The organism is Akkermansiaceae bacterium (genome assembly GCA_024233115.1).
Lineage (GTDB): Bacteria > Verrucomicrobiota > Verrucomicrobiia > Verrucomicrobiales > Akkermansiaceae > Oceaniferula.
In genome coordinates this window covers 84941-96970 of record JACKQB010000005.1, presented here as the reverse complement: position 1 = coordinate 96970, position 12030 = coordinate 84941, and the positions used below count along the sequence as shown (strand labels likewise).

9 protein-coding genes are annotated in these 12030 nt (G+C 57.3%); 3 read left to right on the top strand and 6 right to left on the bottom strand.

Annotated features, from left to right (window positions below; genetic code table 11):
* The first annotated feature begins 121 nt into the window (after positions 1–121).
* Positions 122–1726, top strand: a complete 1605-nt coding sequence (locus H7A51_14290) for an ABC-F family ATP-binding cassette domain-containing protein (protein ID MCP5537387.1) — start codon at positions 122–124, stop codon at positions 1724–1726.
* 550 nt (positions 1727–2276) lie between these two features.
* Here the strand turns inward: H7A51_14290 and H7A51_14285 are convergent.
* Positions 2277–4688, bottom strand: a complete 2412-nt coding sequence (locus H7A51_14285; GenBank protein MCP5537386.1) for a phenylalanine--tRNA ligase subunit beta — start codon at positions 4686–4688, stop codon at positions 2277–2279.
* Positions 4689–4833: 145 nt separating this feature from the next.
* On the opposite strand from H7A51_14285, the gene H7A51_14280 reads away from it, so the two are divergent.
* A complete protein-coding gene (locus H7A51_14280; GenBank protein ID MCP5537385.1) occupies positions 4834–6339 on the top strand; it encodes a hypothetical protein in 1506 nt (501 codons plus the stop codon).
* Between the two features lie 57 nt (positions 6340–6396).
* Here the strand turns inward: H7A51_14280 and atpC (H7A51_14275) are convergent, their stop codons facing one another.
* Positions 6397–6813, bottom strand: a complete 417-nt coding sequence (atpC, locus tag H7A51_14275) for an ATP synthase F1 subunit epsilon (protein MCP5537384.1) — start codon at positions 6811–6813, stop codon at positions 6397–6399.
* 144 nt (positions 6814–6957) lie between these two features.
* Here atpC (H7A51_14275) and H7A51_14270 point away from each other — a divergent pair, with 144 nt between their 5' ends.
* The gene (locus tag H7A51_14270) at positions 6958–7383 is read left to right on the top strand and encodes a DUF5069 domain-containing protein (protein MCP5537383.1); all 426 of its coding nucleotides are present in this window, start codon (positions 6958–6960) and stop codon (positions 7381–7383) included.
* A 99-nt stretch (positions 7384–7482) separates the two neighbouring features.
* Here H7A51_14270 and atpC (H7A51_14265) read toward each other — a convergent pair whose 3' ends face one another.
* The 4 genes from atpC (H7A51_14265) to H7A51_14250 all read right to left on the bottom strand — a co-directional run bounded on the left by atpC (H7A51_14265) (position 7483) and on the right by H7A51_14250 (position 11986).
* Complete coding sequence (atpC, locus tag H7A51_14265; protein ID MCP5537382.1) at positions 7483–7899, bottom strand: ATP synthase F1 subunit epsilon; 417 nt, start codon at positions 7897–7899, stop codon at positions 7483–7485.
* A 40-nt stretch (positions 7900–7939) separates the two neighbouring features.
* Complete coding sequence (gene atpD / locus H7A51_14260; protein MCP5537381.1) at positions 7940–9352, bottom strand: F0F1 ATP synthase subunit beta; 1413 nt, start codon at positions 9350–9352, stop codon at positions 7940–7942.
* 140 nt (positions 9353–9492) lie between these two features.
* Entirely contained in the window at positions 9493–10389 is an 897-nt protein-coding gene (atpG, locus tag H7A51_14255; GenBank protein MCP5537380.1) for an ATP synthase F1 subunit gamma, read from the bottom strand.
* A gap of 64 nt (positions 10390–10453) precedes the next feature.
* A complete protein-coding gene (locus H7A51_14250; protein MCP5537379.1) occupies positions 10454–11986 on the bottom strand; it encodes a F0F1 ATP synthase subunit alpha in 1533 nt (510 codons plus the stop codon).
* Between the last annotated feature and the right edge of the window lie 44 nt (positions 11987–12030).

Here is a 12030-nt window from a genome sequence, read left to right as displayed (position 1 = left end):
GCGCTGAAAGAGAAAGCGGCGGCAAGCCTCAGCACTCCACAACTCCTGCCTCCTGCTACCCGACCCTCGAAAAACGCCGTTTTTGGGGTGACAATCGCCTATTTTAAGGTAAGCACCCCGCGTGCTCATCATTAGAAAACTCACTAAATCCCTCGGCGGCCGCACTCTTTTTGAGGATGCGGACATGACCATCAACTGGGGCGAACGCGTCGCTCTGGTCGGACCCAATGGTGCCGGAAAGTCGACTCTTTTCAAAATGATCCTCAAGGAGGAGGACACCGATGCGGGTAGTGTCGAGGTGGACGACTACGCAATCGTCGGTTACCTCGCCCAGGAGGCAGGCGACCCGGGCGACGAGACGGTTTTGGAAATTGCCATCGGTATCACACCCGAACTGATCAAAGCCGTCCGCACCATGCGCGAGGGTGACGCCACCGGCAAAACCGACACCGACGCATACCACAAGGCACAGGACGCATTCGAAGCTGCCAACGGCTACCAACTTGAGCCCAAGGCGAAAAGGATCCTGTCAGGTCTCGGCTTCGACCCTGAAGCCTTTGACAAACCCGCCCGCGAATTCTCCGGTGGCTGGATCATGCGCGCCCACCTCGCCCAGCTGCTTGTCAAGGAGCCGGATCTGCTGATGCTGGACGAGCCCACCAACCACCTCGACCTCACCGCCCTCATCTGGCTGCAACGCTATTTGCTGAACTACCCGGGTGCCTTGCTGATGATTTCCCACGACCGCGACTTCATGGACGCGCTGATCGAAACCGTTTACGAGATCGATGAGGAACAACTCATTTCCTACACCGGCAACTACACCGCCTACCTCAAGCAGCGTAACAAACGCTACACCCAGAAGGTGCAGGCCTACCGCAACCAGAACAAGGAAATCGAACGCGTCCAGGAGTTCATCGACCGTTTCCGGTCGGTCACCTCCAAGGCCGCCCAGGTGCAGAGCCGGATCAAGACGCTTGAGAAGATGAAGCGTCTCCCCAAGCCCATCGCCCCGCGCAAGGTGTTTAAATTCAATTTCCCCCAGCCACAGCGCTCTAACCAGAAGGTCATTGAGCTTGAAAAAATCCATATGGCCTACGGCGACAAGGTTGTCTACGAGAGTCTCGATCTCACGGTCGAACGTGGCGACCGCATGGTGCTGGTCGGACCTAACGGCGCCGGTAAATCCACCCTGCTAAAAATCCTCGCCGGTGAGTTGGAGTTTCAAAGCGGCACCCGCAACTGCGGCTACAACACCCGCCTCGGCTACTATTCCCAGCACCGCACCGAGTCGATGAACGAAGCCAACACCGTGATCGAAGAAGTCATGGCCAGTGGTGGCGACATGCGTGAGGAGGAAGCCCGCTCGATTCTCGGGTCCTTTTTATTCCGGCGTGCCGATGTCCATAAAAAAGTCCGTGTCCTTTCCGGTGGCGAGAAGTCCCGACTCAATCTGGTGAAGTTCCTGGTCAATCCACCCAACCTGCTGCTGATGGACGAGCCGACCACCCACCTCGACATCATTTCCATCGAGGCGCTGCTGCAAGCACTCAAGCACTACGAGGGCACCCTGGTGTTCATTTCCCACGACGTTCACTTTATCAAGAACCTCGCGAAGATCACCCTACACGTCGACAAGGGCCAGCTGACCCGCTATGCGGGTGGTTATGAATACTACCTTGAAAAGTCAGGCCTCGACGACGACCGCGGCTCGGTGACGGCGTGAGGAGGGTGGACACTCTTGTCCACCGGCATGCCGAATAATGCGGACAAGAGTGTCCGCACTCCCTGGCATCCAAGAAAAACCCCGCTTCTCCAAGGGGATGGAGAGCGGGGGCTTTTTTTCGGAGGGGAACTGCTTTCTTTTCTTGGGGGAACGTCTGTCAGTTATTCATTGTGGGGATATGGAGAGAATGTAAGGGTGCAACTGTGTCCTCTTGGTATCCTTAGTTGTTGGTAGCTAGGGATAGTGTCAACCGTGGGGAGGCTTCGGTTGCCACGAGGACAGCTTCAGCTTGTTTGGGAGGGATGACATTTTCCTTTGCCTTGTCAATCGAGTGAAACGTTTGGGACGTCCCGCTCGACCTGTGTATGTTTACTTACTTTTTTATAAATGTAAACTACTTTCTTCGCCTAATTGTCGTAATTTATGTAATTCCCTCATAAACAAGGGCTTTTAGAGGGCGAAAAATAAATTCAACCACCACAAAATGCCGTCCCAATACGGGAATAAACCATATTTTCTATAATTTTCCGCGTCCTGGTGGCCGCAATTCCTATCGAAATGTGATCGGCAAGGCCTGGCTGAGCTTGTCGAGCAGCTTCTGGTGTGCCTGGTCAACCTCGTTCGCTTTCAAGGTGCGGTCAGGGGACCGGTAGTGGAAGGTGTAGGCGATGGATTTTTTGTCGACGGGCATTTTTTCACCCGTCGGGTCGGTAAAGAGGTCGAAACAGGCCGACGACACCAAAAGCATCTCGTTGTGTTTTTTGACCACCTTTTCAATCTCGGCATTGGCAAGGTCGATGGGAGCCACCATGGCGGCATCACGGCTTGAGCCGGGGAACTGGGGAAGCCCGTCAACCTGGACGGCTCCTGTGCCAAGCTGCTGGCATTTTTTCACATCGAGCTCAACCAGGTAAATGGGGGAGTCGCTTCCGAGGTCACGGCACTTCGCCGGACTGAGCTGGGCAAACACGCCGATCGGCTTGCCATCGCACTGGACGTCCGCGGCGATGATGAACCCCTCGCGGTCACGCGGGGTGAATTGAATGTCCCTGGTCGGAAGCAGCGCGGCGATGGCGGCCTTGACATCGAAGGCGTCAATGCGCCCCTGGCAGCCTGACCTGACCGACCACGTGGCGGGGCGGCGCTCGCCACCTAACAGCATTGCCAGGGAGTCGGCTTCAAGATCATTTGCCTTGCCTCCACCGACGTTACGGAACTGTCGGCCGATTTCGAACAGGCGAAGTGACTTGGCGCCCTGGCGGATATTGCGTGCGGCGGTAGCGACCAGGCCGGGTGTTAGAGACGGGCGCATGATGGCGTGGTCCTCACTGAGCGGAAGCGCCACCCGGATGACATCACCATCCTGGAGAGGGCGGAGGGGGAGCGCAGTATCCATCTGGGCCGTCATCAGATCGGGTGAGCTTGCGGCGATCAGCTTGATGGTTTGCGTTTCATAGAACCCGAGGGCCACGAGCTTGTTACGCACGCACATCTGGTAATCGTAGGCGGCATCGATCTCGCTTTCGTGGGCAAAGGTGCCGCTGAAGCGCGATGGAACGTTGTCGAGTCCGTGCACACGGGCAATTTCCTCGACCAAGTCGATGTGGCGGTGGAGGTCGAGCCGGTAGCTTGGGATACTCCAGAGATTGCCGCCGAGTTGTTCCAATCCGAGGCGGGTTAAAATCCCCTGTGCGTCTGCCAGCGAAATAGAACCGCCCATCAGTTGGTTGAGTTTGGCTTCATCGAGTGCCACCTCACCTGTTAGCTGGGGTGCTTCCCCGGCAAGTGCGGTTGGGCCTTCGATCTTACCTCCGGCGAGCTCGACGATCAGCTTGGCGGCAAAAGCGGAGGATGGGAGCACCTGCTGCGGGTCGCTGCCACGTTCAAAACGATACGAGGAATCCGAGCTCAGCAGCAGGCGGCGTGAGCTGCGGCGGATTTTCGCCGGGGTGAAATAAGCGGATTCGAGGATGATGTCGGTGGTGGTTTCCGTGACCCCGCTGTCGAGCCCCCCCATGATGCCGCCGAGCGCGAGCGCATGGCCGGAGGCGTCCGAGATGACCACATCGTCACTCGTCAGGGTGTAGTCGGCCTCGTCGAGCGCTTTGAAAATTTCGCCGTCTGCGGCCATACGGATATCGAGAGCGCCGTCGACCTTGGCGGCATCAAATGCGTGCAGTGGATGGCCGAGTTCATGGAGTGCGTAGTTGGTGATATCAACGATGTTGTTGATCGGTCGCAGGCCGATGGCTTCGAGTTTGGTTTTCAACCACACGGGGGATTCAGCCACGGTGACGCCTGAGATTTTGACGGCGGTGTAGAAGGGGCAGGAATCGGGGGCGGAGAGTTGGACGACACCTTCACCGGAAGCCGTGTCAGGCTCTGTGATGGCGTGATGTTTGCGCTCGATGCCCGCCAAGGCGGCAAGCTCGCGCGCGATACCGGTGTGGGAGAGCAGATCCGGGCGGTTGGGGGTGACCTCCACCTCGATGATGGTGTCGGTATCAAAGACTTGCTGCAGCGGTTTGCCGATCTCCAGGTCTTGGGACAGGATCATCAGGCCGTCGACTTCGGACACCATGCCAATTTCATCCGCGCCGCAGAGCATGCCCCTGGATTCCACACCGCGGAGTTTGCCTTCCTTGATGACAAAACCGCCTCCGAGATCGGCGCCGGGAAGTGCACATGGGACCTTGTCGCCGACCGCATAGTTTTGCGCGCCACAAACAATCTGGCGCAGTTCGCCCTCGCCGGCGTCGACCATACAGACTTTCAGTTTGTCCGCATCCGGGTGTTGTTCGGCGGACTTGACCTGGGCCACGACAATCCTGTCGGACGGCACTCCCTTTTGATGGATGGCCTCCACCTCGACACCTGCGAAGGTCAGCAGGTCATCCATTTCCTGGAGTGACATGTGGGAGAGGTCGAGGTGGTCGTTAAGCCAGTTAAGTGAGACGTTCATTGAATCAGTGGTCGGTGGTTGGTAGACGGTAGACGACAGCCAGTATGGCGCGGGGGTTTGACCATATATTGCTCGCTTTTTACAGTTATTTTTGTAATCAATGCGAAAAATCGCCGCATTTCAGCCACCCTTGTCGTACATCGCGATGACCGTTCCATTTAAAATTCCACTGCTTTCCCTGGTTGCCGTATGGATGATGCATCCTGCGGTGAATGCCGACTGGAGGACGGAGATTGGTTGGGACAAACTGCAACTCTATGCCGGTGCCGGTATTCCGACCGGCAGCAACCTCTATCTGGAAATGACCGAGGCCGGCACGGATTACATGCCGAATACAGGGACCGGCGCATTTTCCGGTATCACCTTTACCAACATCAGCAACACCAGCTCGAACTTTTCAGGGCACGCCACCACCGTCGGGCTGAATTACTACGGGTCCACCACCAGCCTACTCACCGGCGCCAGCAGCGTGGGGGTGCGGAGTGCGGACGATTTCCTCAACAACTTTCTCAAAACATCCGGATCGGTGGGTACGAGTTCGGCGGCGGTCATGAGCCACGCCTATATCGCCGCTGCCAATGCGCTGCAAGAGACCAGCTTCAACGAACTGATCAAACGTTTCGATTTTTTTTCCCAGGATAGCGGTGTCATCAATGTGGTTGGCATGAACAATGGCAGCAGCGGCACCATCCCGCCGATTTTCGGCAGTGCCTATAACGCGATCTCGGTTGGCCGCACCGACGGTTTACATTCCCATGGCACAACACCCGCCAACTACCCGGGACCGGGGCGACAGAAGCCTGAAATTGTGTCCGTCTCCTCGACCATTGCCACCAGTTACGCCACCGGCGCCGTGTCGTCAGCCGCCGCGCTGCTTTACGCCAAGGCGGCCCTGGCCAGCAATGCCGACGCCACCCACCCGGACACCATCAAGGCCTGCCTGATGACCGGTGCCACCAAGGAGGAATTCCCCAACTGGTCGCAGACAAGCACGGCACCACTCGACACCACCTATGGCGCGGGCGAGTTGAATATTTTCCACAGTTACCGGATTATCGAAAATGCGGAATCCGCCCCAGGCACGGTCAATTTCCGGGGATGGAGCCGTAATAACGCCAGCACCAGCCAGTCGGTGACCTACACGTTCACCACACCCGACTACAGTTCCCCCATCACCCTGTCATCCACCCTGGTCTGGCAGAGGGGTGTTAGAAAAATAGGCAGTTTATACACTTATCGCACCCTCGCCGATCTACGGCTCGAACTGCTCAATCAGTCGGGGACGTTGATCCAGTCAAGCGACAGCACCCTGGACAACATCGAACACCTCTGGAACACCGGATTATCCCCTAACACCACCTACAGCCTGAAGGTCACCAGTAACTCGGGTTCTGCGGATTTCTCCCTGGCGTGGCGGGTCAACGGTATCGCCACAGCCGTAATCTCCTCCGTGGCGAACGGAAACGACGTCGATCTCAGCATGAGCCAGCTGCTGGCATCGGTCGCTTACACGGTCCAGAGGTCAACCGACCTGGCAGGCTGGTCAGACGTCCACAGCTTTACCGCAACAGGCACGACGCATAGCTGGACCGATACCACCGTGCCGACCGGGACACGCGTCTTTTATCGTCTACGTTTCTTCGAGCCTTAGAACCAGGCCAGCCAATACCCTGTTAGAGCATGCATGACTCCCGGGTCCGGGGGGCGATTAAAAGTACTTCCGGTTTTTGACCTTGAGCTTGGCGATCGATTGCTTGAGTGCCACCTCCAGACGCGCTATCTGGTCGGTATCGTGGTCACCATTGACATCGATGCCCGCGAGTGCCCGCTCGGCACGCTCCTTGGCCTTTTTCACGGCTTCCTCATCGATCTCGTGTTCACCGACGGCCATGTCGGTCAACACGGTCACCTTGTGCTGGGTGACATCGGCAAAACCACTACCTACCGCAACCCTAACAACCTCACCGTCTTTGCTGTATCGAAGTTCCCCGGCTACGAGGGTGGTCATCAGGGCGGTGTGCATTGCCAACACCCCCAACTCACCCGACTCACCGGGAAGATAGACTTCTTCTACGGAATCTGAGAAGTACGTCTTCTCGCGCGTGACAATGACAAGATGGATCATGTGACCAGCTGGCAGCTATGGGTTAAAAAGCGGCCGGGGTAACAAAAGATTCCGGCCTGCGACGTGGTTAGACCATAGAATCACCTGCTTTTACAGTGAAAAATAGGAGCTTTCCTGGAATACTGCATCACGTAGACTGGGGCCATGAACTACCCACGCTCCCCCTATGACCGGTCAGTGGCAGACACCATGCACTGGGCTCGCTTGATCGATAAGATCCGACAACACCACGCCGGCGAGTTACCAGAGGAATTTGTTGCCGCCCTGGGGCACCCGCAAGGGGTCGACGGACATTTCCTCGGCCACTTTGGTCTAACAATCGAGCAGGCCATTCAGGCAGTGACTGGAAAAACGGATGCCGAACTCGCAGGGTGGCTGGAGATGTCGGTGGACGGTTTTGAAACAAAGCGGTGTGCCTGGAACGAGCTGGCACCCAATCTGGGCAGGCAGGGGTATCCGATGGACCGCATGCTCAAGATTGCGATGAAACGTCTTTACAAGGGTTTCGACTGGTCACCGGAGATGAGTGTATTTGAACTCATCGACCGTGATGAAGGACGTTCCAGCTGATCTGTTTTCAACCAAAGAAAAAACCCCGGGTGCTGTCAGGCACCCCGGGGTTTTGTAAGACTTGCTTGTAAGGCTTGGGCCTGGGTTTGCGGAGCCAGTTTATATCTGCTTGCGACGCTTGCGCTTCAGGTTGAGCTTGGCGAGGGACTGGCTGATCATCGCTTGAAGGTGGGCTACCTCCTCTGCATTGTGGTCGTGTTTGAGACCGTGCAGGGCGTCTTCCGCGCTCTTGATGGCCGCTTCCACAGCCGCCTCGTCGATTTCCTGCTCACCGATGGCCATGTCTGTCAGGACGGTGACCTTTTCCTGGGTGACTTCAGCGAAACCATTGCCGATGGCCAGCTCATTGACCTCACCGTCCTTGCGGTAGCGAAGCTCTCCGGCTTTCAGGGAGGTCACGAGGGCGGCGTGCATTTCCAACACCCCGAGCTCACCTTCCTCACCGGGGAGGTAGACGTCTTCGACGGTATCAGAGAAGATTTTCTTCTCGGGTGTGACGATTTCGAGGTGGAGCATTGCAATGAACGAATGGATGATTGAAAAATGAACAATTGAATTAGCCGAGGTCGACGGTGTCGAGGCCGCCTTTCATGTAGAAATTGGACTCGGGGACCTTGTCGTGTTTGCCTTCGAGGATTTCATCGAAGCCCTTGACGGTGTCCTCGATGGAAACGTACTGGCCGGGAGTGCCGGTGAAGATCTCGGCGACGTGGAATGGCTGCGAGAGGAAACGCTGGATCTTACGGGCGCGGAACACGATGAGTTTGTCCTCATCGGAAAGTTCGTCCATACCGAGAATGGCGATGATGTCCTGCAGGTCCTTGTAGCGCTGAAGCACGTTCTGGACACCACGGGCGACGCGGTAGTGGTCTTCACCGACGATCTCGGGAGCGAGCGCGTTGGAGACGGAGGAAAGAGGGTCCACAGCCGGGTAGATACCAAGCTCGGCCAGGGAGCGCTCAAGCACGACGGTGGAGTCGAGGTGGGCGAAGGTGTTGGCGGGAGCGGGGTCGGTCAAGTCATCCGCAGGCACGTAAACGGCCTGGAAGGAAGTGATGGAGCCTTTTTTGGTGGAGGTGATACGCTCCTGGAGGTTGGCCATTTCCTCGGCGAGGGTTGGCTGGTAACCCACAGCGGAGGGCGTCCGGCCGAGCAGGGCGGATACCTCGGAACCTGCCTGGGAGAAACGGAACACGTTGTCGACGAAGAGCAACACGTCCTGGTTTTCCTCGTCACGGAAGAATTCAGCCATGGCGAGGGCGGAGAGAGCCACACGCAGACGGGCGCCCGGAGGCTCGTTCATCTGGCCGTAGACCAGCGCCACCTTGGACTTGGAGAGGTCGTTCTGGTCGATAACGCCAGCCTCGGACATTTCCTCGTAGAGGTCGTTACCCTCGCGGGTCCGCTCACCCACACCGGCGAAGACGGAGTAACCACCGTGTCCCTTGGCAATGTTGTTGATGAGCTCCATGATGACCACGGTCTTACCCACACCGGCACCACCGAAGGCACCCACCTTACCACCTTTGGTGAAGGGGCAGATGAGGTCGATGACCTTGATACCTGTCTCGAGGATCTCGGCGGATGTCGACTGGTCAACCAGCAGAGGGGCAGGACGGTGAATGGGGTATTTCTTCTCGTGGGCAACCGGGCCACGCTCGTCCACGGCGTCGCCGGTGACGTTGAAGATACGACCCAGCACACCGGCTCCAACGGGAACGGAAATAGGAGCTCCGGTATCGGTGATCTCGACACCACGCTTGAGACCGTCGGAAGTGCTCATCGCCACGGCACGCACCCAGCCGTCACCGAGGTGCTGCTGGACTTCGAGCACGAGTGTGCTTTCCTCACCGTAGAGGTTGTAGGTGACTTCGAGAGCGTTGTAGATAGCGGGCAGCTTGTCGGCCTTGGAGAAATCAGCGTCGATAACGGCGCCGATGACTTGAACGATGGTTCCTTTGTTAGACATGGTGTTTTAGTTTGAAGTTTTCAGGTGGAGGTTTGAAGGGTTTTTCTTGGATTGCTAAATCAACTTTTAAACCACGGAAGGCACAGAATACACGGAAGCGTCTTACTTGGTTTTTGGAGTTTATAATTTGGAGTTTAACTCTATTCCATGGCTTTCTGGGCCGTGGTGATTTCGAGCAGCTCGGAGGTAATCGCGGCCTGACGGGCTTTGTTGTATTCGAGGGTGAGGTCCTTGACCATCTGCTCCGCGTTGTCGGTGGCCGACTTCATGGCGACCATACGGGCGGAGTGCTCGGAGGCGATGGACTCGACCAGCATCTGGTAGACCTGGAAGTTGATGTAGAGTGGCAACAGGGTGTTCAGCACGGCTTTCGGGTCGGGCTCGAACAGGTAGTCGTTTGCAAGTGCTGCCTCTTTATCGGTTTCCGCGACCATTTCCTTGCCAACGCCTTCGTAGGCGCGTTTTTCGGCAAGGGTGTCTGCCTCGATGGTCAGCAGCTGGGCGACCCATGGGTCCTGGCGCAGGGTGCTGATGAAGTTGGTGAAGGCGACCTGCACACAGTCGTATTCACGGCTGAGGAATTTCTCGGTGAGGAATTTGGCAATCGGCCGGGCTTCGGCAAAGGGCAGTGGATCGGTGATCTGGAAATCGGCGATCAAGGTCTCACCCGTCTTGGCAAGTGCGGTGCGCAGCTTGCGACCGACAGTGACGAAGTGGGTGTTTTTATCCGACTCCCTGCGCACCTTCTTGAGCAGGTTGGTATTGAGACCACCACACAAACCCTTGTCGGTGCTGATCACCAGCATGAGCTTTTTACCGCCCTCGCGCTTCTCAAACAAGGGATGGGAATTTTCATCGACGTTCGCCTTAAGGTTGGTGAGCACCTTGTTGAGCTCGTCGGCGTAGTCGCGGCCTGCGAGTGCCTGGTTCTGCGCTTTCTTCATCTTGGCGGCAGCAACGAGCTGCATCGCCTTGGTGATTTGCGAGGTGCTTTTAACCGACTTGATACGCCGGCGGATGTCGCGAAGGTTGGCCACGGGTTAGAGAATAGTTATTGGTTATCCGTTATTGGGGGAGAGTGTTCCGGCTTTGGGAGCCGGGTTACTTCCAGGAGGCTTTGAAGTCGGCGAGGGCTTGCTGGAGGCCTTCCGTGACACCGTCGGTGAGGGCTTTCTCGTCAGCGATGAGCTGAAGTAGATCGGCCTTGCGGTTGGTGAGGTATTCTTCAAGGGCGTTCTGGCATTCCTTGATGCGCTCGACATCGACATCGTCAAAGTGACCGTTCTGCATGGACCAGAGGACGGCGACCTCGATTTCGAGTGACTTGGGGTTGTACTGGTTCTGTTTGAAGAGTTCGACGATGCGCTGGCCGCGGTCGATCTTGCCCTGGGTGGCATCGTCGAGGTCGGAGCCGAAGGCGGCGAATGCCTGGAGTTCACGGAACTGGGCAAGGTCGAGCTTGGTGGTTCCGGAGACTTTTTTGATCGCCTTGGTCTGGGCGGCGGACCCCACACGGGAAACGGAGAGACCGACGGAGATGGCGGGGCGGATACCCTGGTAGAACAGGTCGGTTTCCAGGAAAATCTGACCGTCGGTGATGGAAATCACGTTGGTGGGAATGTAGGCGGAAACGTCACCGGCCTGGGTTTCGATGATCGGCAGGGCCGTCATGGAGCCACCGCCGGCGGCATCGGAAAGACGCGCGGAACGCTCAAGAAGGCGGGAGTGGAGGTAGAACACATCACCGGGGAACGCCTCACGACCGGATGGGCGGCCGAGAATGAGGGACACCTGGCGGTAAGCCACGGCGTGTTTGGAAAGGTCGTCAAATACGATCAGCACGTCCTTGCCCTGGTCCATCAGATACTCACCAATGGCGCAACCGGTGTAGGGTGCGAGGTATTGGTTGGCAGCGGAGTCAGAGGCGGATGCGGCAACGATGCAGGTGTTTTCCATGGCACCTGCGGCTTCGAGGGTCTGCACGGTGCGGGCGATGTTGGAACGCTTCTGGCCGACGGCCACATAGATGCAGTAGAGGGGATCGTGATCCTTCAGGCGGCCTTCGGCGGCGGCCTTGTTCTGCTGGGCCTGGGCGATGATGGTATCGACGGCGATGGTGGTCTTTCCGGTGGAGCGGTCACCAATGATCAGCTCACGCTGGCCGCGGCCGATGGGGATCATGGCGTCAATGGACATGATACCGGTTTGCACGGGAACGGAAACGGACTTGCGCTTGATGATGCCGGGGGCGATTTTTTCGACCGGGTAGGTATCGGCGGCTTCGATCTCGCCTTTGCCGTCGAGCGGGCGACCGAGGTTGTCGACAACGCGGCCGAGCATGTTTTCGCCAACGGGAACGGAGAGAAGCTTGCCTGTGGTCTTGCATTCGTCACCTTCCTTGATGTGGAGGGAGTCACCGAGGAGCACGACACCGACTTCGGCTTCCTCAAGGTTGAGGGCGAGGCCGACGAGGCCGCCGGGGAATTCGATCATCTCGTTGAGGGCCACGTCACTCAGGCCTTCGACCTTGGCGACACCGTCACCGATGGTGCGGACTGTGCCGACGTTGCTTTTTGCGACCGACGATGATACGTTGGCGATTTCTTGTTCAAGTTCCTGGAGGATACTGCTCATGGCGTTATTAGTTTGAAGTTTTCAGTTTGAAGATTGAAGAGCAT

What these genes read in the sequence shown, in the direction of transcription:
- H7A51_14285 (MCP5537386.1), bottom strand. Translation starts at nt 4,688, where the DNA reads ATGAACGTCTCACTTAACTGGCTTAACGACCACCTCGACCTCTCCCAC.
- H7A51_14280 (MCP5537385.1), top strand. Translation starts at nt 4,834, where the DNA reads ATGACCGTTCCATTTAAAATTCCACTGCTTTCCCTGGTTGCCGTATGG.
- atpC (MCP5537384.1), bottom strand. Translation starts at nt 6,813, where the DNA reads ATGATCCATCTTGTCATTGTCACGCGCGAGAAGACGTACTTCTCAGAT.
- H7A51_14270 (MCP5537383.1), top strand. Translation starts at nt 6,958, where the DNA reads ATGAACTACCCACGCTCCCCCTATGACCGGTCAGTGGCAGACACCATG.
- atpC (MCP5537382.1), bottom strand. Translation starts at nt 7,899, where the DNA reads ATGCTCCACCTCGAAATCGTCACACCCGAGAAGAAAATCTTCTCTGAT.
- atpD (MCP5537381.1), bottom strand. Translation starts at nt 9,352, where the DNA reads ATGTCTAACAAAGGAACCATCGTTCAAGTCATCGGCGCCGTTATCGAC.
- H7A51_14250 (MCP5537379.1), bottom strand. Translation starts at nt 11,986, where the DNA reads ATGAGCAGTATCCTCCAGGAACTTGAACAAGAAATCGCCAACGTATCA.